General features: G+C 42.5%; 22 protein-coding genes and 1 pseudogene. 20 read left to right on the top strand and 3 right to left on the bottom strand.

Annotation, left to right across the window (positions count from 1 at the left end):
* The first annotated feature begins 2 nt into the window (after positions 1 to 2).
* On the top strand, positions 3 to 1013 hold the full coding sequence (locus EA772_RS01510; protein ID WP_124910929.1) for a hypothetical protein: 1011 nt from the start codon (positions 3 to 5) through the stop codon (positions 1011 to 1013).
* 616 nt (positions 1014 to 1629) lie between these two features.
* Here the strand turns inward: EA772_RS01510 and EA772_RS01505 are convergent.
* Positions 1630 to 2346 carry a LytTR family DNA-binding domain-containing protein gene (locus tag EA772_RS01505; protein ID WP_124910928.1) on the bottom strand — a complete coding sequence of 239 codons (717 nt, stop codon included), beginning with the start codon at positions 2344 to 2346 and terminating at the stop codon, positions 1630 to 1632.
* Between the two features lie 349 nt (positions 2347 to 2695).
* On the opposite strand from EA772_RS01505, the gene EA772_RS01500 reads away from it, so the two are divergent.
* From EA772_RS01500 to EA772_RS01445, 13 genes and pseudogenes are all read left to right on the top strand, one after another.
* Positions 2696 to 3541, top strand: a complete 846-nt coding sequence (locus EA772_RS01500; protein ID WP_124910927.1) for a LytTR family DNA-binding domain-containing protein — start codon at positions 2696 to 2698, stop codon at positions 3539 to 3541.
* A 71-nt stretch (positions 3542 to 3612) separates the two neighbouring features.
* Positions 3613 to 4491 carry a hypothetical protein gene (locus tag EA772_RS01495; protein WP_124910926.1) on the top strand — a complete coding sequence of 293 codons (879 nt, stop codon included), beginning with the start codon at positions 3613 to 3615 and terminating at the stop codon, positions 4489 to 4491.
* A gap of 80 nt (positions 4492 to 4571) precedes the next feature.
* Positions 4572 to 4982 (top strand): hypothetical protein, encoded by a 411-nt coding sequence (locus tag EA772_RS01490; protein WP_124910925.1) that lies wholly within the window; start codon positions 4572 to 4574, stop codon positions 4980 to 4982.
* A 1-nt stretch (position 4983) separates the two neighbouring features.
* Positions 4984 to 5691, top strand: coding sequence for a toxin-antitoxin system YwqK family antitoxin (locus EA772_RS01485; RefSeq protein WP_124910924.1), 708 nt, complete (start codon positions 4984 to 4986; stop codon positions 5689 to 5691).
* 1 nt (position 5692) lies between these two features.
* Positions 5693 to 6346 (top strand): hypothetical protein, encoded by a 654-nt coding sequence (locus EA772_RS01480; protein WP_124910923.1) that lies wholly within the window; start codon positions 5693 to 5695, stop codon positions 6344 to 6346.
* Positions 6346 to 7584: a hypothetical protein gene (locus EA772_RS01475; protein ID WP_124910922.1), complete on the top strand. Its 1239-nt coding sequence runs from the start codon at positions 6346 to 6348 to the stop codon at positions 7582 to 7584. The genes EA772_RS01480 and EA772_RS01475 overlap by 1 nt, the downstream gene beginning before the upstream one ends.
* Positions 7572 to 7937 (top strand): PilW family protein, encoded by a 366-nt coding sequence (locus EA772_RS01470; protein ID WP_124910921.1) that lies wholly within the window; start codon positions 7572 to 7574, stop codon positions 7935 to 7937. Before EA772_RS01475 ends, EA772_RS01470 begins: the two co-directional genes overlap by 13 nt.
* Entirely contained in the window at positions 7924 to 8400 is a 477-nt protein-coding gene (locus tag EA772_RS01465; RefSeq protein WP_124910920.1) for a hypothetical protein, read from the top strand. Before EA772_RS01470 ends, EA772_RS01465 begins: the two co-directional genes overlap by 14 nt.
* 11 nt (positions 8401 to 8411) lie before the next feature.
* Positions 8412 to 9539, top strand: coding sequence for a type II secretion system F family protein (locus tag EA772_RS01460; RefSeq protein WP_124910919.1), 1128 nt, complete (start codon positions 8412 to 8414; stop codon positions 9537 to 9539).
* A gap of 481 nt (positions 9540 to 10020) precedes the next feature.
* Positions 10021 to 13020 (top strand): RHS repeat protein, encoded by a 3000-nt coding sequence (locus EA772_RS01455; RefSeq protein WP_124910918.1) that lies wholly within the window; start codon positions 10021 to 10023, stop codon positions 13018 to 13020.
* Positions 13021 to 13026: 6 nt separating this feature from the next.
* Positions 13027 to 13671 (top strand): annotated as a pseudogene (locus EA772_RS22425) (DUF6443 domain-containing protein); the annotation flags it as partial.
* Between the two features lie 273 nt (positions 13672 to 13944).
* On the top strand, positions 13945 to 16479 hold the full coding sequence (locus EA772_RS01450; RefSeq protein ID WP_168187463.1) for an RHS repeat domain-containing protein: 2535 nt from the start codon (positions 13945 to 13947) through the stop codon (positions 16477 to 16479).
* 4 nt (positions 16480 to 16483) lie between these two features.
* Positions 16484 to 16672 carry a hypothetical protein gene (locus EA772_RS01445; protein ID WP_124910916.1) on the top strand — a complete coding sequence of 63 codons (189 nt, stop codon included), beginning with the start codon at positions 16484 to 16486 and terminating at the stop codon, positions 16670 to 16672.
* Positions 16673 to 16927: 255 nt separating this feature from the next.
* On the opposite strand, the gene EA772_RS01440 is transcribed toward EA772_RS01445, so the two are convergent.
* Positions 16928 to 17275, bottom strand: a complete 348-nt coding sequence (locus EA772_RS01440; protein WP_124910915.1) for a helix-turn-helix domain-containing protein — start codon at positions 17273 to 17275, stop codon at positions 16928 to 16930.
* A gap of 224 nt (positions 17276 to 17499) precedes the next feature.
* On the opposite strand from EA772_RS01440, the gene EA772_RS01435 reads away from it, so the two are divergent.
* Genes EA772_RS01435 through EA772_RS01425 form a run of 3 tightly spaced genes read left to right on the top strand, consistent with a single transcriptional unit; the run spans position 17500 to position 21265 of the window.
* The gene (locus EA772_RS01435; RefSeq protein ID WP_124910914.1) at positions 17500 to 19482 is read left to right on the top strand and encodes a DUF6443 domain-containing protein; all 1983 of its coding nucleotides are present in this window, start codon (positions 17500 to 17502) and stop codon (positions 19480 to 19482) included.
* Positions 19397 to 20683, top strand: a complete 1287-nt coding sequence (locus tag EA772_RS01430) for an RHS repeat-associated core domain-containing protein (RefSeq protein ID WP_168187462.1) — start codon at positions 19397 to 19399, stop codon at positions 20681 to 20683. The genes EA772_RS01435 and EA772_RS01430 overlap by 86 nt, the downstream gene beginning before the upstream one ends.
* A 9-nt stretch (positions 20684 to 20692) precedes the next feature.
* The gene (locus EA772_RS01425; RefSeq protein WP_124910912.1) at positions 20693 to 21265 is read left to right on the top strand and encodes a hypothetical protein; all 573 of its coding nucleotides are present in this window, start codon (positions 20693 to 20695) and stop codon (positions 21263 to 21265) included.
* A gap of 49 nt (positions 21266 to 21314) precedes the next feature.
* Here the strand turns inward: EA772_RS01425 and EA772_RS21975 are convergent, their stop codons facing one another.
* Positions 21315 to 21479, bottom strand: coding sequence for a hypothetical protein (locus EA772_RS21975; protein ID WP_168187461.1), 165 nt, complete (start codon positions 21477 to 21479; stop codon positions 21315 to 21317).
* 619 nt (positions 21480 to 22098) lie between these two features.
* On the opposite strand from EA772_RS21975, the gene EA772_RS01420 reads away from it, so the two are divergent.
* From EA772_RS01420 to EA772_RS01410, 3 genes are read left to right on the top strand one after another with little or no spacing between them, the layout of a single operon-like run.
* A complete protein-coding gene (locus tag EA772_RS01420) occupies positions 22099 to 22515 on the top strand; it encodes a type IV pilin protein (protein WP_124910911.1) in 417 nt (138 codons plus the stop codon).
* Positions 22515 to 23039: a hypothetical protein gene (locus EA772_RS01415; protein WP_124910910.1), complete on the top strand. Its 525-nt coding sequence runs from the start codon at positions 22515 to 22517 to the stop codon at positions 23037 to 23039. The genes EA772_RS01420 and EA772_RS01415 overlap by 1 nt, the downstream gene beginning before the upstream one ends.
* Positions 22988 to 24460: a GspE/PulE family protein gene (locus EA772_RS01410; RefSeq protein ID WP_246834020.1), complete on the top strand. Its 1473-nt coding sequence runs from the start codon at positions 22988 to 22990 to the stop codon at positions 24458 to 24460. The genes EA772_RS01415 and EA772_RS01410 overlap by 52 nt, the downstream gene beginning before the upstream one ends.
* Positions 24461 to 24473 lie beyond the last annotated feature (13 nt).

Below are 24473 nucleotides of genomic sequence, written 5' to 3'. Positions count from 1 at the left end.
CAATGAAACTGAAAGTAAATTATATCTTTTTATTAATGATTGTTTCTTTAAATACTTTGGGGCAAGCACTGCCTGTATCAGGAAATCAATATCATTTATATGGTCCGAATAGTAATTGGGGCGAATACTTTCAGGTTGGTGGAAATGGCCAGATCACCAATCACGCATTTATTGCCACTACCAATGGGAACCTGCATCTGGATTCAAAAGCGGGATTTGCTACTTATATCAACCATTACAACCAGGGTCCTACTTTCATTAACACACAGGGAGGCAATGTCGGTATCGGCACAACAAATCCCTCAGAAAAACTTGACGTGAATGGGAATATTAATGTTGTTAGAGTAAAATCCTCTACAGCAATTTTTAATTCAAATAGTCGCAATTCATTAAATTCATTCAATACTGGACAAGATCCCAATCTATCCGGGGGTTGGATTGCTGCTGACTTCGGAGGAAATGATAATGCCTCTGACCGACTTGTCGTTGGAACAGGATTTGGCGGAAAAGTGGTTATTGGAACTCATAATTTTAATTTAACACAATGGGGGGGTGACATCTTGATTAGTCCAAATGGCGGAAATGTAGCTATTGGAACAACTTCAGCAAGGGAAAAACTTTCTGTTAACGGAAAGATCCGAGCACACGAAATCAAAGTGGAAATCCAAAACTGGCCAGACTATGTTTTTTTAAAGGGTTATGAAAAAGCAAGTCTAAAGGATATCAAACGATACATTGATACTTACGGACATCTCCCAGAGGTCCCTTCAGCAGAAGAGGTGAAAGAAAAGGGCGCTTCTCTTGGTGAAGTAAATAAAGTATTGCTTAAAAAAATCGAGGAACTGACTCTTCATCTTATAGAGAAAGAGGATGAAATAGATGTTTTAAAGCAATTAAGGGATAAGGATAATATCCAATCCAAAAAGGAGCAGAAAAGTATTTTGGAAAGGTTAGGTGCTCTGGAGGAAATTATAAGACATGGATCCAATGCCTCAACAAAAACTTTTAATTAATATTAAAATCTGTGCCAACAGAATTAAAGTTGAAGCAGCCAATTGAACGGATTATTGGTGATATAATGGAGGAGATCAACACACTGGTAAGATATAGAAAGTGAGGTAAGCTTATGCTGCAGAGACTCAAAGGGAAAAAGGCCGAAAAGAATTGTATTGCGCTTAGTAAAATGAAAATGTTACTGTTTAAAAAGTTTGAAAATTAGTGCTGCATTTAGCAGAAAAGGGTAATACAATTAGGGAGCAGATGCCAAGATCAATACCTAGCAAAACAGCAATAGACTTCGGGAATACTGCCTTAAACCCTGAAGTTTTAATAAAGAAATTAGCTGCCAAAAAAAAAGTTTTTATGGCAATTATAACTTTTAACTATAATAGTCAATCTCATTGCTTAGAACCGAAATAGATCGGTATTCTATGCTGCAAACTGTTTTGCGCAAATGTGGAAATATATTGACTATTACGATTCAACAAAGGATAATAGGTCTACCAATTCATCTGATAACCATTATTAGCAGCATACATTCCAGAGGTGCCATTCCTCCATTGTATAAGGTAATATCAGTATAGCCAACTCTGAAATGCAGTTTTTGGAAATTGCCATCTGCAATGTCTGTTATTTGAATTTCCTGCGTTTGATATTATTTTCAAAATAGGCATCAAAATTTTTTTGATAGGTTTCGCCCACTGAGACCGTGATGCCGTTTTGTAATGTGATTTTATATCGGTTGACTAGCTCAATGGCATCGGTGTTGATGATATAGGATCGCCTGATGCGAATGAATTGGCCTGTTGGAGCGAGTTCTTCCATCACGTCGGTCAAAGATCCATAGGGGACATAAGTTTTAGTGGTAGTGTACACTTTTAGATAGTTGGCCCAGCTTTCAATGGCGATGATGTCATTGTGAAGCACTTTCATAGCCTGGTTTTTACCGCTCAGCCGGATCATCATAAAGTTTTCTATAGTAACCATTGTTGAGAGTACGTGGTTGATGACGCGGTCAAATTTCTTGGGGCTAATTGGTTTGTCCAGGAAGTGTTTGGCTTGCAAGAAGAAGGCTTCCAGAGAATAATGCATGTGTCCGCTTACTAAAATCAGATTGTTGTATTTACCTGCCGTTTGCTGCGCGACTTCAAAGCCACTCAGGTGTGGCATCTCGACATCTGTAAAAAGGATGTCAACCGGGCGGTTAAGAGACAGCAGGTGTTCGGTAGCCATCTGCGGATCAGTGAATGCGCCAGATAGTTCAAGACTGGCTGAGCGCTCAATATATTCGGTTAGTTGTTCTATTACATTGATGTCATCATCAATGATTATGCAAAAATAGGGCATCCAATATCGCTTCGTATCTTATGGGGATCGGTAAAAAAAATAGAGATAGAAATTTACAAATTTATCAATTCCGGAAGTTGAAAACTGTAGGTGAATATGGGTTCGTATAAAATATCAGGGTGGTTGATATAAATTCCTGAATTTAAATCAGCATTTGTATGATATTCGTTTTTAGAAACAGGTCAGGCTGTCCGGTCATTAACAAACAAACTAAAAACCCTATAAACGCTCTCATGCTGAATGAATATCCAGGCTGAAATTCAAGAATGTATTAAGCATTTTTTCATCTCAACTATGGCGTTCTGCAGTTCCGAGCGTTAAAACATAGAAATGATAATTAACGCCCGATATGATAAATTGTTATGTTATTGGTGAACGATCGACGGTTGAATCGCTCTGTGCACACATTAAAAATTATTCACTTAGTGAGCTTTTAGGTTATGCGATGCATTTCCCGAATGAATTACAGGAGCTTTATAGCATGAAGCCGGATATTGTTTTTTTGGACGCATCGATGTTGCCTGTAGATGAGGAATCGCTGAATATTATCAGAGGGATTTCCACGGTAATTTTCGTTTCCAAAGATGCCCAAATGGCTTTTGAGGCTTTTGAGCACTTGGCTTTTGATTACCTGCTGAGTCCGGTGTCTTTCACCCGGTTTGCTAAAAGTGTAGGAAAATTTGACCGTTTCCGCAGGGTATCGCAGCCAATGGTTTTGCATCATGCCCCAGCATCTATTGAGTCCTTTTTCATCAAGACTGATTCAAAGGGTTTTAAAGAAGTGCTCATCAGGTGCGATCAGTTGCTATACATTCAGGCGCTTCAGAATTATGTCGTGCTGCATTTGGTTGGTGGCCAACGTTATTCCTGCCATAACTCAATGAAAGAAATGGAGGAGAGTTTGTCAGGCTCGAGCTTTATCCGGATCCATAAATCCCATATTATCAATGAGCACAAAATTACGTCGGTGGAAGGTAATATGGTTACGCTGAACAATGATGAATCGCAAAAGCTCTTGATTGGTAATACTTACCGCAAACCTTTTTTCGATCGAAAAAACCAGCGGATGATCAAAAAGCACAAACAGTCGCCGCCATTATTTGATATCTCGCGGCCGGCATCTGTTTTTTTTGGTATCGGAATGTTCGTTTATGATCTTTTAATTTGTTCCGGTTTGGAGGGTGGGCTGTTATGATCTCATTGAAAAGGATACTTTTTGGTTTGGGATTATTTCTGGTTCTCGTAATTGGAGCCTGCTCGGAATTCATGGAGCATTCGCTGGCGGAACGCCATATGGTGCTGCTCTCGCCATCTGATAGGATTGAAACCTCTGTTTATCAGCAGATCTTCTGGTGGGAGGCTATGGATGATGCGCTGTTTTACCGTCTTCAGGTGGTTACGCCTTCATTTGACAGTGCAGCGTCATTGGTGCTGGATACTTTGGTGAAAACTGATAAGTTTATTTTTACGCTGGATCCCGGGCATTACCAATGGCGGGTTAGGGGAGAGAATGGCAGCAGTCGCACGGAATATGCTACCCATGCGTTCGTTGTCTATCCTTCGAGCTTGAAAGAACAGTCTTTGCGATTGAACAGTCCTGCAACAGGACTGCTTACCAGCCAGCCTGATATTATGTTCAGCTGGCCGAAGCTTTTTGGAGCCTTGAATTACCGACTTCAGATAGATACCAATAATTTCGTGGATGAATCTAAAGTGTTGCTGAATGTTTTGCTTGACGGCCAGACTTATATTTTTAGTCCTGTGACTGAAGGTCATTATCAGTTCCGGATTCGGGCGGAAAATGCTACGGAAAATTCGAAGTGGAGCACGGCTGGATTATTAACTTTTGATTCTACGCCACCGTCAAAGGTTAACCTGGAATTTCCTGCCAATTCCGGTACCGTTTCTTCGCCTGTAAGTTTGAAATGGACAGCAGAGCGTGATGCAGTGGCGTACCAGCTTTTCGTTTATAAAAGTGACTCGGTCAGCGTTCTTAATAATACTTTCCCATTGCGCTTATCTGCAAATTCTCATGGTTTCTCTTTTGGTAATCCCGGAGAAAAGCTTATCTGGAGAGTAAGGGCTATGGACAAGGCGGGAAATCTGGGGCCTTATAGTGATTACCGCTCATTTTTTATTCAGTAGCAATGCGTAATAAACGAACGACCTATCTCCTGGTATGTTGTGCTCTCGGTGTCTGGGGTATTATTTTCTATAGGGTGTTTATGCAGACGGGAGAAGAGGAGATGGATTTACCTGATGTTCGAGAAGTGAAGGAAAAATATTTCAACCTGATTGATCACCAATATGATCCGGTTGTGTTGCAACTGGATTATGGCGATCCGTTTCTCAAAGGTGATGATAGTAAAGAGGAATTTATAGTAAACAGTGAACCGGACAAAAAAATAGATATAGTTGTACCCGTAAAGCCCCCGGTTAACTGGCCCGCTATCCATTATACAGGCAGGATTTATAATCCGCAGACTAAAGAAAATATTGCTATCCTGAACATAAATGGAAAGGAAGCGATGCTATCTGAAGGTCAGTCAGCATCCGGTCTGAAGTTTATCATGCAAAGGGGGGATTCAATCAAGGTTAGTTATCAGCAGTCTGTTAAATATTTATCGGTTAAATAATATGAGATTTTTTTATATCTGTCTATTGCAAATGCTTGCATGTTCTACGCTGGTTTGGAGCCAGTGGTCCTATGCAGAAATCGGGGAATATAGTCATACAATAACTTACGCTGATTATAAGGCTGTTTTTCATTTGCATGAAGGAATGGACAGGGTATTCAAAGCGCGGTCAGGATTGCAGTATCACTGGTACGGCAGCAATAAGATTAATGTAACACAAGGCGGCATGGGGGGGAAATTGTTGCAGGGAGAATATAGGGAATTTTACCTTAATAAAAACCTGAAGGTTAAGGGATCTTTTAATAAAGGACTCAAAGAAGGGCAATGGAACCAGTGGACAGAAAATGGGATGCTTCTGTCGCAGACTCATTTTTCCAAGGGGCTTTTACAGGGATTGTTTAAACGATATGGACAGGATGGGGTGTTGATTGAAAAAGGAAAATATCGCAAGGGTAAAAAACAAGGTAAATGGATGAGCTATAGTTCCGGGGACAGCATAAGCATGATTCGTTATCAATATGGCGTGATTAAAATTAAAAAGGACAGTGGTCCTATAAATTGGGTTAAAAAGAAAATGGGTTGGAGCAAAGAAAAAACAAATGCTCAAGGAGCACTGGGCAATTCAGTTAAAACTGGAAGTTCAACTTTTTCTAGTGAAAATTTTTTAAAGAAAGAATCAAAGCCTAAACCAAATAAAAAAAGAAATTAAAATGAAACAGAAATTCTTTGTAGGGCTATTGCTGCTGGCAGCATTAGGCGTCAGTGCGCAGGACCAAACCATTAACGGTAGCCTGAGTATTGGTCAGGATGCCGGCGCTTCATTGGGAAATGGAGATAGCTTGTTCTTTAGAGGGGTGCAAGCTAACAGTGATGAACTCTCTATTTACAGATTCAACAGGGCGGTGAATATGAGTGATTTACGGGTATGTATCGGAGATGATTATGGTGAGCCGGGTGATCGTTTTGTTGTGGGGAGCCATAATTGGAGGGATAGTAAATATTATGCGCACATGGTAATAGATGGTGACGGAAAGATAGGCATAGGTACTGAGGCAATGGGAGCGGAACGGTTGGCAGTAAATGGCTTGGTGAAGGCAAGGGAGGTTAAAGTGGAAGGTGGAGTTTGGCCGGATTATGTGTTTGAAAAAGGTTATCGTCCACTGTCGCTATTAGCGGTCGAAAAGTTTATCAGCTTAAACGGGCATTTGCCCGAACTCCCTTCAGCTTCCACAGTGAAGGCAAATGGAATTGAGCTGGGGGAGATGAATAGGATTTTGCTTAAAAAGGTGGAGGAACTGACCTTGCACCTGATTGCACAATCAAAAGAAATAAAGGCGCTTAAACGTAAGGTAGATAAACGCTGATGCTAAAAGCAGGGGCGCTTTATTTCTCAATCGTAGTTGCGTTCTTCATTGCAGTGTTCTGCGCTTCACTGATCATGCTGGCAGCTCATTACCGCAATGGTTATTCGAAAGAACTTCGAATGATCAGGTTGGTTAACAACTTGGAATCCGTCCAGGCCAGGGTGCTTGCTGTGGAGCTCGGTACTGGTTATGGGGCTTATGAGACCGATCTTTATGGGGATGGACTAGATAGTGTGTCAATTAGCAAGAAGGCATGGGGAGTGTTTGATCTTGCTGTAGTAAAAAGTTTTGTGTTCTCGGATACGCTAAAAAAGGCTTTTCTGACTGGGATGGATAAGCATTCAGATAGTGTTACCCTTTATTTAAGTGATGAGGACAGGCCGCTTTCGGTCAGTGGGGATACCCGGATCACTGGGGATGTTGAAGTGCCAAAGTCAGGCATGCGAAAATCCTATGCGGAAGGAAGGGCGTATTCCCGGGATGATATGGTGGATGGGAAAATCCGCGACAGTGGTCGCAAACTAAAACCACTGGTTAAAGCCTATACAGCGGGTTTAGACATGGAGCTGGAGAAGTCTGGTATTTTGCTGAGACAATTACCTGAGCATGATTTGCAAGTTTCTTTTTTGGATTCGGTCAGCAGGTTCAGGGTGAGGCCAGATCAGGTTTTAAAACATAGTTTATCAGGACATATCGTTCTCTATGCGGATAGCGCCGTGGTGTTATCTTCAACTTGCCGGCTTGAGGGGGTGCTGCTTTTCGCCCGATCCATCCATATAGAAGCAGGGTTCAAGGGAAATGCGCAGCTTTTTGCCAGGGACTCCATCATCATTGGGGATGAGGTAACCTTGGATTATCCAAGCGTAGTGGGTCTGGTGGCAGAACAAAAACTAGTCGGACAGGGTAAAATAACTACCGGTAAGGAGTTGATGTTCAATGGTGTGCTGTTTGCTGCCATGGAGGGTAAGTCCTTGCTGCCGCTGATGACATCCTTTGGTGAATCCAACACCATCAATGGAGAGATATATACTGACGGGGTGGTTAAAATGAGCAAGGGTTTTATTTTAAATGGCAAAGTGTCCTGTAACAGATTTTTAATGCAGACTAAGGTAAGTTTGTACGAAAACTTTTTAATTGATGTGGTTTTCAATAGAAGAGCCCGAAGCAGCTATTTTCTCACTTCCGGCATATTTACCGATAAACCTGGAAAAAGTAAGGTGCTGAAATGGTTGGATTAAGAAGCAGCAAACTAGAAGGTGCTACACTTATCGAGGTTTTGATCGCCATGGTGATCATCGTAGGGGTATTTACCACTGCTGTCACTGTTTTTACCAATGTGCTCAATAGCGGGGTGTCTTCTCAAAAGATTAAAGCCATTCAGCAAATGCAACAGATGAAAATTGATTTAATCAAATCGGAAACTTTTGAAAGGGGGGTACTGAATATAGACAGCATCAGCTATCAAATAGAACCTTTAGAAAGTGGTGTAGAAGGTGTTGGTGCGCTCAAGATCAAAGCCGAGTTGAAAGGACGGACACTTGCGGAGGTTCGGTTTCAATATATTTTAAAAGATCAGGATGAAATGCCATAAACTTTCTGCATACACACTTATGGAGATCACTGTGGCGATGCTCTTGTCTGCCATTGTCATATCAGTTTGCTATACCGCTTATGGATTGATTGATAATTATTATCAAACCTTCCGTTTAAAAAACGAATCTCATGATCAGGCACTTGCGCTTCGGCATGTTTTAATTAAGGATTTTGCCAGCCATTCCATCATTATTGCGCGCAATAATGGAATTGAGCTGATCGGAGATAGCATGGCAGTAGGCTACGTGTTTGAGGAAGATAAGGTAATAAGGGAAATAAAATATCTTCATACAGATACATTCCATTTAAGTCCTTCATCGTGGATGATGGGGTTTGATGGACAGGATAGGATCGCAGGCGATACAATTAATGAACTTGATTTTTTTGTTCAAATAGATAAGGGCGTGGAAATCCCAATGAACTTTCGAAGGGTTTATAGCGCTGTCCAGTTATTTAAATAAATACGTACAAGATGGATATTTCAAGCTTCCAACATAAAAAAAAGGTAAGAACAAAGCATACTGCCGTTGGTCTGCTGGACTTTATGAACCGAGATTTGTCTTTTGGTGATGGGCAGTTGCCGGACAAAAGGAAGCAAGGGTTTTATAACGAACTAGGTACATTGATCCGCTCCGGCATTGACATCTCTACGGCACTGGAATTAACTATGGGCTCTTATAAAGGAAAGGACGAGCTGTTATTTGCTTCCATCAGAAAACAGGTGGTTGAGGGCAAGTCGCTATCTGAAACGCTTGAAGGTGAGCAAAAGTTCAGTAGGTACGAATATTTCAGTGTGCGTATTGGCGAAGAGACCGGACGGCTGGGAGAGGTGCTTGGAGAATTGTCGAAATACTATAAATCCAGGATTTCTCAGCGACGCAAAATCATTGCAGCGATTACGTATCCGATGCTGGTGCTGAGTACTTCTTTAGCCGCAATTTTTTTTATGATCAAGTTTGTGGTGCCCATGTTTGCAGATGTTTTTCAGCGATTTGGAGGCAAGCTGCCTTATATCACGGGTTTGATTTTGAGAATTTCCGAGTGGCTGGATAGCTATATTTACCTCATTTTGGTTTTCATTATAGCGGTAGTGATCTTTTATTTCATCAACAAAGGTAAGCCCTGGTTTAAGCGGGGGAGTGCTTTATTGATGCTTAAAATTCCCTTGGTTGGGGATATCCTTAGAAAGATTTATCTAGCGAGGTTGGCCAACACGATGAGGCTGCTGACAGGAACTTCCACTCCGCTATTACAGGCGATGAAAATGGTAAGGGAGATGATCAGTTTTTATCCTATAGAACATTCTTTGGCAGCTGCGGAAAAAGAGATATTGGTCGGTAGCAGTTTGTCTGATGCTCTGGCTAAACATAATTTTTACCCAGAAAAATTCATCCAGATGATCCGCATTGCCGAGGAGGTAAACCGCCTGGAGTATTTCTTTGAGCAGTTATCAGATCAATATACCGAGGAAGTGGAGTATAAAACCAATGCCATCAGTGGTTTGCTCGAGCCTTTGATCATTATTTTTTTAGGTTTGGCTGTCGGGGTGATTTTAATTGCTATGTACCTGCCTATGTTCCAGATGAGTAACAGTTTTTAGGAAAACTTATATAAATGGCATCCCCTGCAAGTTATCTAACAACTAAATTGTTTTCTTCAAATTAGCGTTGATGAGTTAGTAAGGCAATTCCAAACTATGATATAAAAATTTTGAACGATACAATGGTTTCATTGCATTTTCCTTAACGGCAAAAAATATTTCGTTTCACCGCTAATTGATCTTAATACGTGTCAATGGTTCATTTAGAATCTACCAATGAATTGTGATGGATCGCAATAATTTCACTATTATTTTTCACTTCATTTCGAAATATTTTGACTCCGTTCATCACTTAAAATCGTTTGTTCATGATAGAATCTGGCGCGTTTATCAAATTGATTTCACAATGTAACAGTTAGTATCAATATTAGAAAATCAATCGGTAAAGTTTTCCTTCTTGATACCTGCCTTTCAAAGCTGATAGCACAAAGAAGAAGGAGTTTATAAAAAGACAAATTCAGACAGAATAATATCAATTTAAATGAAAATCCAATTATTGAGGTACTTTTGGCTACCAATTTTATGTGTCATAGGCAACATCGCTACCGCGTATGGTCAGACATTACCAGTATACTATAATCGACCATCATCTCCAACGGCTGCTAATTTTCTTAGATATGGCGAAATACCCGTAGACATGAGTTCTGGCGTTCCGAATATTAGTATACCACTTTTGGAGATAGCATCAGGGAAACTAAAAATTCCTGTAACTTTGTCATATCATGCATCTGGAATTAAAGTTAGGGATGTATCTAGCGAGGTGGGAATCGGATGGGTCATTAATACAGGAGGAAATATTACAAGGACTATTTGCGGTCGTCCTGATATTGAAAGTGATGACAACCTTTTTCTTTTTCCTTATCGAACAAAAGAAGCCATTGATTCTGCTTACCATCAGGCAAATGGCAGCGGAAATTCCACGTCATTCGTTACTGATCTATTTAATTATGCCTATTATAATTCGGCCTTAGACCTCATGTCGGACCGATTTAACTTCACATTGCCTAATGGAAAAAGTGGTGTTTTCAGAAGGGACTTTAAGACAGGTAACGCATATCTCATTCCTTATCAACCTATTAAAGTGAAAATAAATCCCAATAATTTACCTCAGGGCGAGGTCACAAAGCAAATCTTGATTATTGATGATGACGGAACCTCTTATCTATTTGAAAGGGCAACAAACTTCAATGCCCAGACCTGGAGTGTGAAAAAAATTATTTCTGCAGACCAAGAGGATACCATTTCTTTTTACTCTCATACTGAAAGTATTGGCTATAGCTCTTTCAATGACTACATCATTTATTATGACGTAAACAATTATTCCCCTTATCCGTCCTATTACGACCGAAGTGAAGCCAGATTTAGATATTCGGGAGGAGAGATTTTCGGTATTGAATCGGTTAGGAAATCGCAACAGGATTTGCATTACGGAAACGATTATTATTTTGATTATCCGTATTTAATGGATAGTATTGTGACGAAGTCTTCAACTTTGAAGTTCGAATATGCGCTGGATAGGCAAGACCGGCAGTTAAGCGGCTACCCCAATCCAATATCGCGTTTAACAGGAATTAAGGCAATTGACCGTAGCAGTGGTCATATTGTTACAAATGTCAATTTATTCCAATCATATAAAGACAACCGGATGTTACTTGATCAGGTTGTTAATAATGGAAACATTCATTCATTTGGATATGACCAAACAACCGCTCCGCCATATCCAACCCTTGTTTATGGCAACGTCCATTCAACGGTAAGTGAGGATTTCTGGGGATATTCAAATGGGATGCCCACTAGTTCATATGTTCCAGAATTTAATAAACTTGATGTTCCAAACCAAACCTATGAATTCATAACGAAGTATCCCAATATAAATTTTGCCAAAATGCTGGTCTTGAATCGTATTAGCTACCCGACGGGTGGAAAAACTCTTTTTGAGTATGAATTGAATCAGGTAGATCCGGGCGTATATAACTACCAAGCAAGTGATAAACCAATCGATGGACGGGTTGGTGGGCTAAGAGTGAAAACAATATCAAATTTTAAAGATTCAATTTCTTTGCCAGAGGTGAAGTCATACGAATATTTCTCAAAACCACATTATGATTATGGGCTGATTTCTCCATCATTATTTCAATACAGAGAAGACACATATAATTACTCGATTGCAGGACAAATTTATCATCCTGCCAATGCAAATTTACATGTTAGCACAAGCGCACCATATTGTACATCCACGCCTATAGGAAGGATGATAGGTACATCTCAGGCTCCGGTTATTTATGATCAGGTCACTGAATATAACGGGACCCCAAGTAATAATACAGGTAAAACCGTTCATTATTACACGGAAAATTTCTCTTCACCGTTTATAAGTAGCAGATTTGAAAGTCCATATACATATGATAATGGAAATGTAAAACCTCGACTTGTTCGAAAAGAAGATTATAAGTTTCAAAATGGGAACTATATACTTGTATCAAGTAATAGCATTCTATATAATGAATATAAAAATATCACAATAAATACTGGACTGAACTTTAGCTCGGAACTAACGTTTAACCCAATGCAACTTACCCCTATTTCCTACACACCTCCGGAAGGATATGTTCTTATAAACGGTGCTGATGATGCTTTTAGTCGCCTTATTCATGAAAACACAACCGCATCGCTTAAAGTGATGCTCCCTTTTAGGGAGAGGCATGTTACAAACCATGAATCCGGAGATTCTACGATAATTGAGCATCAATATAGTTATAATGACTACTTACAGTTGGCCGAAGAAAAAAGAATAAATAGCGATCAAACATATAACTTTTCCGTTTCAAAATATCCCGTTGACTTTAGTACAGCCTCCCCTTATGACGGAATGGTTAGCCGAAACATTTTAAAACCTGTTATCGAAAAGCAAAATTATCTCGTCGATGGAAATTCTACAATATTTCTTAGTTCGATGAGGCATAATTTTAGTTATTGGCAAAAAAAGCCTGTCAACTATTCAACAGCTCGAATCTATCCTTTAAGTCTTCTGACTAAAAATGGTTCTTATGACTATGAAACCGAGATAGATTTTAAAGCTTATGACATCTACGGTAATCTTAGCCATTTGGATAAAAAGGGTTTGCAGACTAGCTATTTATATTCATATATGGGACAACATCCTATTGCAGAAATTAAAAATGCTAATTATAACATTGTAGAACAATTATTGGGTGGTGAAGCGGGGGTAAAACATATTACCAACTCAAATCTGACAGATAGCCAGGTTAATTCAATTGTAAATATTTTAAGAAATTCTTCTTTACTAAAAGATGCTTTTATCATCAGCTATACTTACAAGCCGCTGGTTGGGATGACGAGTATGACGGATGCCAAAGGTATGACGACCTATTATCACTATGATGCTTTTGGGCGTTTGCAATTTGTAAAGGACCAGGATGGGAATGTGGTTAAGCAGAATACTTACCATTATAAAAATTAAGGCTTTATGAAGAAGTTAATAACTGGGGCACTGGTGGCAGCGGCTGCTTTTGCTCAATCCAATATTTGCTTTGCCCAGGATAACCATAAGAGGCTGTCTGCCTATGATGGTGCGCAGAACATCAGTGCCCCATTGAGCGTAACGCTAGAGGCGCCTTTTCATATCCCTCCACCTGCTCCGGGCACCTCTGTACGGATCTTTACAACAGGCAGAAGTTATGCAGACTGCAGGCCCTTCGTTTCCTCAGCGAGCAGCAACCAGAATTTTATCAGTACACGTATATTCAGGGCTCCGGAGATTGATCCGAATAATCTCTCCGGCCGGGGGATTTGTGAGGTGAATGAAACAGTTCAGTACCTGGACGGGCTTGGAAGGCCGCTGCAGACGGTGATCGTCAATGGGGGGCTTCCCGGGCATGATGTGGTGCAGCCGGTGGGTTATGATGCTTTTGGGCGGGAGGATAAAAAATACCTTCCGTATTCGGTTTGGAACAATAACGGCGCGTACCGCTCGGACGCGATCTCCGGGGGCGGACAGGCGGCATATTACAATAATCCACCTTCTGCGAGCATTCCGCAGACTGGTGCGGCTTTTGGGAAGGTTGTTTTTGAGGCAAGCCCGCTGAACCGGGTACTGGAACAGGGATCAGCCGGAACAGACTGGCAGCCTGTCGCGGGGAGCGATGCGGGACACACGTTAAAGCAGCGGTATGGTACAAATGCATCCGGGGAGGTGAGGCGCTGGGTGGTCAGTGGGAACGGGGCTTCCATCGCCCAGGACAACAGCGGCTATTACCTGGCGGGCAGACTATACCTGAGCACGAGCAATGATGAGAACTGGCAGCCTGAGGATGGGATGACAGGTGCCACTCAGGAGTTCAAGGATCTTGAAGGGCGGGTGGTGCTGAAGCGCACATGGGAGACGGTGTCGAAGAGCCTGAACACCTATTATGTATATGATGATCTTGGTAACCTTCGCTATGTGCTTCCCCCGGCGGTGAACCTGCATACAGACCGTCCTGATGCGGGAGAGATTTCAAGTTTCATCGAGAGCGATCCGGTATTTGACAGGTTCATCTATGGTTACCATTATGACGGGCGAAATCGTGTAATCAGGAAGAAGGTGCCGGGCAAGGGCTGGGAGGAACTGATTTATAATCCTCTAGACCAGGTGGTGTTCAGTCAGGACGCGGTGCAGGCACAGCGGGCTGAGCGGGCATTTACGAAATATGATGCTTTGGGCAGGGTAACAATGACGGGGGTGGAGATCGGACATACGGGAACCAGAATTGATGTCCAGGCTACGGTAAACTCTTATGGTGCCTTCTGGGACAAACGCAGCACTGCGGGGAATAACCTCCATGGTTATGACAATGCCAGTGCACCGGGCAATTACCCTAACATGCAAATCGATGTGGTCAACTATTATGATGACTATGATATACCCGGGCTACCGCATAATGAATCTGCAAGCTTCAGCAATATGACCAAGGGGCTGTTGACAGCGAGCAAGGTGAGGGTGCTGGGTACGACGGACCAGTTTTTGTGGACGGTAAACTATTATGACCGTGAGGGCCGGGTGGTGAAGAGCTATTCGCAGCATTACCTAACGGGTGCTGTCAGTGCATCCAATTACGATATCACTGAGAACGTTTGGAAGTTTGATGGGAACTTAATGAGCAGTGTGCGGACGCATCATGCCAATGGGCAAAGTACTAAGATTGCGACCCGTTATGAATATGACCATCTGGGCCGGAAGGCGGCGACCTTCGAGAACATCAATGATGCGGGAGAGGTTAATTTGAGTTACCTGGCCTATAATGAGCTTGGGCAGCTCCAGGAGAAGAAACTGCACAATGAAACCCAGGGAACAAAACTAACATATAACGAACGGGGCTGGCTGAAGAGCAGCAAGAGCAATGAGTTCAGCATGGAGCTCAAGTACAATGACGCGATAGATGGCGCAGAGGCGCAGTACAATGGCAATATCGCCAACCAGCGTTGGGGCGCGGGGGAAACGCTTCCATACACTTTCGTATACAGTTACGACAGGCTGAACAGATTGAAGCGGGGGGCTGCATCAGGCCTTTCCTACCCGATGAGCGAGCAGGTTGAATATGATGTGATGGGCAACTTTAAGTACCTTTCCAGGGACGGGGGCAATGCGAACAGTTACGACTACCAGCATGGGAATAGGCTGTGGTATGTGGCTTATGTAACAAATGGTTACGCCTATGATGTGAACGGGAATGCGACAACGGATGGCCGCTCAGGTTATACGGTGCAATACAATCATTTTAATCTCCCATTTCATATCCCAAATATCAACCTGACCTACACCTATGACGGGACGGGACGCAAGATCAGGAAGAACTCGAACGGATCAGTGCGAAACTACATTGACGGAATTGAATACAAACCGGATGGAACGATTGATTTTATACAGACCGAAGAGGGTCTAGCACTGAACAATGGTTCAGGTGGATACAGCTATCAATATAATCTGACTGACCATCTTGGAAATGTGCGTTATAGTTTCGATATTTATAATGGAGCGGTAAGAAGGCTCCAGCAGGATGATTACTATCCCTTTGGATTGAGGAAGTCAATATCTCCGGTGGCAACGACGAACAAGTATCTCTACAATGGCAAGGAGGTGCAGGATGAGCTCGGCGGGCAATATGATTATGGCGCAAGGTTCTATGACCCAATTATTGGAAGATGGAACGTGATTGATCCAAAAGCAGAGCTTGGTAGAAGGTGGTCTCCTTATGCTTATGCATTTGACAATCCGATCTACTTCATTGATCCAGATGGGATGTGGCCGGGGCCTGGACCTGGTTTTTGGGGAGGCGTGAAACAAGGATTTACAGGTTATTTTGGTAACATTAAGCAAGCGGTACTAAATCCTGTTCAAACCGTAAAGAGTCAATTTACTCCAGGAGCCATAAAAGAAAATATATTAAATACCGCTACTTTTGGTACCTATGGTATGGCGAAGCAGGGATTAGCTGTTTCTTCAGCTGCATCAAAAGGGGATCTTTCTGTGTTGGGGCATGCTGTTGGTACTAAATTGGCGGAAGCCACTGTTGTTCTCGCTACAGAGGGGGTAGCAAAAGGGCTTGGAAGTTTGAAAGGTGCCTCTTCAGCAGAATCAGCCGGTACCAATGTTTATAGAGTGTATGGAGGCGATGCAAAAGCTGAGGGCTTTTCTTGGACAACTCAAAATCCTAACAGTGTAACTAATTTTAGGGATGCAGCAGGGCTTCCTTCTGGTGGAGCAAGTGGATCTGTTAATACAGGGCAATTCGTGTTAGAAGGAGTTGTAGATGCGAAAAAAATCATTGAGAAACGATCCGCCCTGCCCTTAGATGGGAATAAAGGAGGTTTGCCCGAGCTTATTATTAAACCAGAAGATGTGAAAATTAAAAGAGTTTCAGGTGCAAATCCTGCGTTTTAAACCTATGGAAAATAAATATTCAGGGATGACTGTAAATGAACGACTTTATGTGAGTGGTTTAATAAACGAGTTTGACAAAGCCGTCAAAGAAAAAGACGTTGGAAAAGTAAGATCTATTCTTAATGAAGTAGATATAAGGGATGAGGAATCAATTGAAGCTATTCTAAAACAAGAGGGGCTAATTACTATATAAATTTGTTCATTAAAGTTCCGGTAGATTCAAGAGGCCGTCTTGATTTAACTTATGAGAGGTCCCTTTGCTGATAAACTAATAGGCTGTATATCTGACTATGCAGCCTATTGTTGTTTTTATACCTGCAAGTTGTGTTTTTGGGTACCCAAAAACCTGCTTGCCTTCGCCCCCCGGCGAAGGAAGAAAACCCTGCGCAACTTAGGGTTTTGATGCAATGGCCGGCTTTGCTGGCTGTTTGATGCATAGAATGGCTGTTTACTTGCCTTTTAAGAGTTCATTCTTTTCCCTTTCGGCCTGCGGGAGGCGTTCATAAAGTTCCATTACCTTGTCCAGTGGGTTAAAGGTGCACTGGTAGTTAAAATAGCTCTGGTCGTGGAAGTAGTTGATAATGGCATCTTCGCTAAAGCTCTTGATGGCCTGGGGTGTAACGCCCAAAGCCTTTGCAACCTTGCCAAGTGTTTCTTCTTCCACGCTCTCGCTCTGCTTGATCTTGGAAATGGTCTGCTGGCTGACGCCCATCTCAATAGCGAGGTAATCCTGTTTGATGCCCCTGATCTCTCTGATCCGGCTGATCTTTCTGCCGATATGAATTGTTTCTGCCATAATGTGGATAAACCGATATTAATTGACCCCATCTCGCCAAAAATAATTTTATTACAACGTCTTCGCTTTCAAGACTTTTAAAGGTAATTGCAAATTGGTGATACGGGGTCAAATTAATTGGTTAGTCCACCTCAGCGAGCAGCAACCAGAATTTTATCAGTACACGTATATTCAGGGCTCCGGGGATTGATCCGAATAATCTCTCCGGCCGGGGGATTTGTGAGGTGAATGAAACAGTTCAGTACCTGGACGGGCTTGGAAGGCCGTTGCAGACGGTGATCGTCAATGGGGGGCTTCCCGGGCATGATGTGGTGCAGCCGGTGGGTTATGATGCTTTCGGGCGGGAGGATAAAAAATACCTTCCGTATTCGGTTTGGAACAATAACGGCGCATACCGCTCGGACGCGATCTCCGGGGGCGGACAGGCGGCTTATTACAATAATCCACCTTCTGCGAGCATTCCGCAGACTGGTGCGGCTTTTGGGAAGGTTGTTTTTGAGGCAAGCCCGCTGAACCGGGTGCTGGAACAGGGATCAGCCGGAACAGACTGGCAGCCTGTCGCGGGGAGCGATGCGGGACACACGTTAAAGCAGCGGTATGGTACAAATGCATCCGGGGAGGTGAGGCGCTGGGTGGTCAGTGGGAACGGGGCTTCCATCGCCCAGGACAACAGCGGCTATTACCTGGCGGGCAGACTATACCTGAGCACGAGCAATGATGAGAACTGGCAGCCTGAGGATGGGATGACAGGTGCCACTCAGGAGTTCAAGGATCTTGAAGGGCGGGTGGTGCTGAAGCGCACATGGGAGACGGTGTCGAAGAGCCTGAACACCTATTATGTATATGATGATCTTGGTAACCTTCGCTATGTGCTTCCCCCGGCGGTGAACCTGCATACAGACCGTCCTGATGCGGGAGAGATTTCAAGTTTCATCGAGAGCGATCCGGTATTTGACAGGTTCATCTATGGTTACCATTATGACGGGCGAAATCGTGTAATCAGGAAGAAGGTGCCGGGCAAGGGCTGGGAGGAACTGATTTATAATCCTCTAGACCAGGTGGTGTTCAGTCAGGACGCGGTGCAGGCACAGCGGGCTGAGCGGGCATTTACGAAATATGATGCTTTAGGCAGGGTAACAATGACGGGGGTGGAGATCGGACATACGGGAACCAGAATTGATGTCCAGGCTACGGTAAACTCTTATGGTGCCTTCTGGGACAAACGCAGCACTGCGGGGAATAACCTCCATGGTTATGACAATGCCAGTGCACCAGGCAATTACCCTAACATGCAAATCGATGTGGTCAACTATTATGATGACTATGATATACCCGGGCTACCTCATAATGAATCTGCAAGCTTCAGCAATATGACCAAGGGGCTGTTGACAGCGAGCAAGGTGAAGGTGCTGGGTACGACGGACCAGTTTTTGTGGACGGTAAACTATTATGACCGTGAGGGTCGGGTGGTGAAGAGCTATTCGCAGCATTACCTAACGGGTGCTGTCAGTGCATCCAATTACGATATCGTTGAAAACGTTTGGAAGTTTGATGGGAACTTAATGAACAGTGTGCGGATGCATTATGCCAATGGGCAAAGTACTAAGATTGCGACCCGTTATGAATATGACCATATGGGCAGGAAGGCGGCGACCTTCGAGAACATCAATGATGCGGGAGAGGTTAATTTGAGTTATCTGGCCTATAATGAGCTCGGGCAGCTCCAGGAGAAGAAACTCCACAATGAAACCCAGGGAACAAAACTAACATATAACGAACGGGGCTGGTTGAGGAGCAGCAAGAGCAATGAGTTCAGCATGGAGCTCAAGTACAATGACGCGGTAGATGGCGCGGAGGCGCAGTACAATGGGAATATCGCCAACCAGCGCTGGGGCGCGGGCGAGGCGCTCCCTTACACTTTTGTATACACTTATGACAGGTTGAATAGATTGAAGCGGGGGGCTGCATCAGGCCTTTCCTACCCGATGAGCGAGCAGGTGGAGTATGACGTGATGGGGAACTTAAAGTACTTGTCCAGGGACGGGGGCAATGCGAACAGTTACGACTACCAGCATGGGAACAGGCTGTGGTATGTGGCTTATGTGACCAATGGCTATGACTATGATGAATGGCAATGCGACAACGGATGGCCGCTCAGGTTATACGGTGCAATACAATCACCTGAACCTGCCCAGACATATACCTAACATCAATCTGACTTACACCTATGATGCCAGCGGGAGGAAGTTAAGGAAGAATGCCAACGGATCAGTGCGAAACTACATTGACGGAATTGAATACAAACCGGATGGAACGATTGACTTTATACATACCGAGGAAGGCATAGCACTGAACAACGGTTCAGGTGGATACAGTTATCAATATAATCTGAGTGATCATCTTGGAAATGTGCGTTATAGTTTCGATATTTACAATGGAGCGGTAAGAAGGCTTCAGCAGGATGATTACTATCCCTTTGGATTGAGGAAGTCAATATCTCCGGTGGCAACAACGAATAAATATCTCTACAATGGCAAGGAGGTGCAGGATGAGCTGGGTGGGCAATATGATTACGGGGCAAGGTTCTATGATCCAGTAATTGGGCGTTTTAATGTCATAGATAGGTTTGCGGAGAAGTATTATCATTTATCTTCATATAGCTATGCAGCTAATAATCCAATTAATTTAATTGACATTAACGGAGATTCTCTTTGGGTATCTTATGCTGGTAATAAAATTCTTTACAACAATGGGGGCTTTTATAATAAGGATGGTTCAGCTTATACTGGCAAAGGTGTGAAGACGGACAAGAATGGTAATGTGACCGGCTATAAGGGATTTTTAGGGAAAGCGCATACTGCTTTAGGAGCAATTGGAGGCACTCAGGAAGGAGGTTCCCTCTTAAATGAGTTACAGTCATCTACTAATAGCTTCACAATTCAAAACAGCTCTACTAATGAGTTTGTTGTAGATCCGAGTCAGCGTGTTGCAGGATATGCTAATCAATTACAAACAGATCCACAATATGCCGGCCAGTTAGCAAATACAACTGCTTCTGCAATGTTAGGAGGTGCAGGTGGTACAATCAATTGGAACCCGAGCGGAGCAAATGTATGGGTACTTGGAGGGGGGCAAAATAATAATGCTGCATCTAATTTAGGGCATGAGTTATTTCATGGAAGAGACTCTAATCGAGGCTTGTTAGATTCTAGACTTAATCAAGATCTGAAATACGATGAATGGCAAGCAACATTTAAAGAAAATCAATTAAGGTCACAAATGGGGCTGCCGCTAAGGGAGTTTTATAAATCGCAAAGCAATAATGGCGTTTTAAGCCCATTAGCCCCAAGAATGTTAAATGGAAGTAATCAACCGGTGCGACCTACTTGGGTTCCTGGAAATTGGTAATTAATAGTTATGAAAAAATATTTTAGTGGTGTAATATTCTGTTTGTTTCTTACCTCTTGTTTGGCACAGAGTCGGTCCAATAATTCCAGCCTTTTGGTAAACCAAATTTATGAGAGTCAGTTGGCTTATTATAATGCTAATATTGCCGACAAAGACAATTATTTAAGCATTATCAATTTTGCTAAAACAGAACGATCTACCCTCTTTAAGAGGATTGGAAGGGTAGTTCAATCAGATAGTTTCATTATTCTAGAGGGGTTCAGTCCTGGATGGGGGAACTTTGTTGGATTAGTCTGGAACAGGGAACTTGCCTACTCATATAAGAAATTATCGACTGATAAAAAACTGCATATTACCAAGACGAATCTCAGTGGTAATAATGTAAAGCATAATACGAGTATAGATCCATTTATTATTAAGAAAATATCTGAATGGGATGTAAACTATATTCGAAATATCAAGAATAAAATAGGAATGGGCGTTTCTGATGGTCATTGCTTTATCGCAACTAAGGTTACAAAAGGCAAAACTGACCATGATTATATAATAGAGAACATTGCTTTTGAGCAGTTTGCGGAATAAATTTATTCAGTCTATGACAAAGCCCATCAGAAATGTTGGGCTTTGCTGTTTAAGATGCGTAAGCCTTTTGCGCTTTGGTGTCCCTGAGGACGGTATCAATAAAGAAGAACGGCTTTTCCTTGATGGCGGGGCTTAAGCTTTCTATTTCCTGCATGCGGTTTACGGTCTTTTTATCGAACGAGGCATTCACACCTTCACCGGCGAGGTAATCCAAAGATACCTGAAAATCTCTTGTCCGATCTTCATTTCCTCCTCAATGGATGGTACGGCCATCCCGCTCATACTTGCCGATCATCACCTTGAAATACCGCTTTTAGTGGCCAGATTGGATAAACCGATATCAATTGACCCCATCTCGCCAAAAATAATTTTATTACAACGTCATCGCTTTCAAGACTTTTAAAGGTAATTGCAAATTGATGAAACGGGGTCAAATTAATTGGTTAGTCCAATTAGCCTTTCTGAGTTCTATTATCGTGTTTCCAATGTCGAGCATATTCTGCTAAAAAGTTGGAGTTGCTACCTTTGGATAGAGGCATTTATGCGCAGATTTAAAAGAGTAATATTCAAATTTATAGGATATCTTCATTTTTCCATAAATTATTCTCTATACTAGTTTAGGGTAGCACATTATAAGTCAACAATAGCCATAGTGAGTACCCGGCGTCTAGTTTCGTCACTTCAAAATCTCAGTTTATCACTCCATAAGCATCGTTCATCAAAAAGATTGTGTGCTATTCTTGTTTTCTGTGCACTTTAATTTATGATTTCCGCTGAATGGCATTTTTGATTCAAGATTAGGCTGTTTTTGGAATGATAATGATGAGGTGAATATGAAAAATAAACTGAACAAACGACTTGATGCCTATACTTTGACCGAAATCCTGATTGTTCTGGTGATTATCGGAATTCTGATTTTGCTGGCTTTGCCGAATTTGATGCCTTTGATTACGAAGGCAAAAACTACGGAGGCTAAGCTTCAACTGGAACATTTGGCTAAATTACAGCAAGGTTATTTCTATGAAAATTCCAAGTATTCTTCTGACTTGGTCGAGATCGGGTTCATTCAGGAAAAATTGACTAGTGATGGTAAGGACGGAAAGGCGAATTATAAAGTCGAGATCACTGCCGCGAGCAATAATACCTTTACGGCCAAGGCGACTGCGGTCGCGGATTTTGATGGGGATGGTACTTTTAATGTCTGGCAGATTGATCAGGACAAAAATATCAAAGAGCTTATTGCGGACTAATGGTTACTTTGTTGGGAGGTATTATTATGGTGCTGGGGATGATGTTTTATCAGGATCTTAAGTACAGGGGGATTTATTGGTGGCTCTTTCCATTGTTGTTTTTAGGCCTGTTTGCGCATTCTGTTTTTGTGTCGGGATGTATGAATGTATTGATGATTTCGCTCTGGAATTCATCCTTTGTATTACTTCAGGTTTTTCTATTGACCTTATATATCTCGTTTCGCAAATGGAAATTGACTAACATTTTTGAAGGTTATTTTGGGATAGGTGATCTGCTCTTTCTGATCAGTATTGCTTGCGCTTTTTCGGTGGTAAACTATGTTATGTTTTATATAGTGAGTCTATTGCTGTGCATTTTGCTAACGCTTTTATTGAAGTACAATAAAAATCATTCAGGGGAGAAGATACCGCTTGCTGGCTATCAGTCCTTGATGCTGATTGGGGTGCTGCTGTTTGATAAGTGTCAATCGGAATGGAAGATGGTTTCGGATTTTTCAATGGTCAGTGGCTGGGGGAGATGGTGATGGAAATCAATTCTGAAATACTGTCCTTGATTTCTAAAGACATTGCTTTACAATACAGGGTGTTTCCTGCTGCTTTATTTTCCGGAGTGTTGGAACTGTATTGTGAGGCTAAGGAATTGAATGTTGCACTGGCTGATGAACTTGAAGTGGTTCTGGGTTTGCAAGTTAAGCTCTCTGGATTGGAAGGGCAGGAATTAACCAGGCTCCTGTCCAAGCATTATTTGAGCGATGTGGCAGGGACTGCGGCTGATCAGGGGATCGGGGAAATTTCTGCGGGAGATGATTTTTTGAACGTGTTGATCGATGAGGCCAGGAGGCTCAAAAGCAGTGATATTCATATTGAAACTTTTGAATCCAGATCTCGCGTGCGGGTGAGGATTGATGGGATGATGGTGGAACGTTATCAGGTCAGTAAAGGAGACTATCCAGCCCTAGTAAATAAGATCAAGATCATGGCCAATCTGGATATTGCCGAGAAAAGGCTTCCGCAGGATGGAAGGATTCAGTTTCGCTCGGCCAGACAAAATCCTTTTGATATCCGAGTATCGGTACTGCCAACCCTTTATGGAGAAAAGGTGGTGCTGAGACTGCTCAATAACAGCAGTACGGATATTGACCTGGCAACGCTTGGTTTATCCGAAGCAGATATGGCGAGCTACATGCAAGGCGTGCAACGACCCAACGGGATTATTCTAATCAGCGGTCCGACGGGTTCGGGAAAGACAACGACTCTGTACGCAACGCTAAAATTGCTCAATAAGAGCACTAGAAATATTTTAACCATTGAGGATCCTATTGAATATACGCTGGAAGGCGTTAACCAGGTACAGCTCAAGGAGAGTATCGGATTAGGGTTCGCTTCTACTTTGCGTACCTTTCTAAGACAGGATCCGGATGTAATTATGGTGGGTGAAATCAGGGATCCGGAAACAGCAAACATGGCAATCAGGGCGGCTTTGACCGGGCATCTAGTGTTATCAACGATTCACACAAACTCTGCCTGGGGAACAGTTTCAAGGCTGGTGGATATGGGTATACCCGGATTTCTGCTGGCCAGTACGCTCAATACCACTGTGGCGCAAAGGCTGATTAGGCTGCTTTGTCCGGTCTGTAAACAGCGGAAGTCCTTATCTCCCTCTGAATACCCCAAGGCTTTTAGACCACCTATAGTTTTGGCGGAACAATATATGGCAAATGGTTGTGATCGCTGTTACTATACTGGTTACAAGGGACGGGAAGCGGTTTATGAGGTCATTCCGGTGGATGCTGATTTGGCGCATGAGATACGAATGGGTAACATGGCCATCGAAGGTGTTTTGTTTGAGAAAAATATCAATACCCTTTCTGGAAATGCCTTCGCACTATTTGCACAGGGCAAGACATCTCTGGAAGAAATTTACCCACTTCTGCTATCTATTTAAATGAAAAATATAA

It is taken from the genome of Pedobacter sp. G11 (assembly GCF_003860265.1).
In the GTDB taxonomy this organism is placed as follows: Bacteria; Bacteroidota; Bacteroidia; order Sphingobacteriales; family Sphingobacteriaceae; genus Pedobacter; species Pedobacter agri.
The sequence above is the reverse complement of the archived record's forward strand: the minus strand, read 5'-3'. Positions and strand labels throughout refer to the sequence as shown.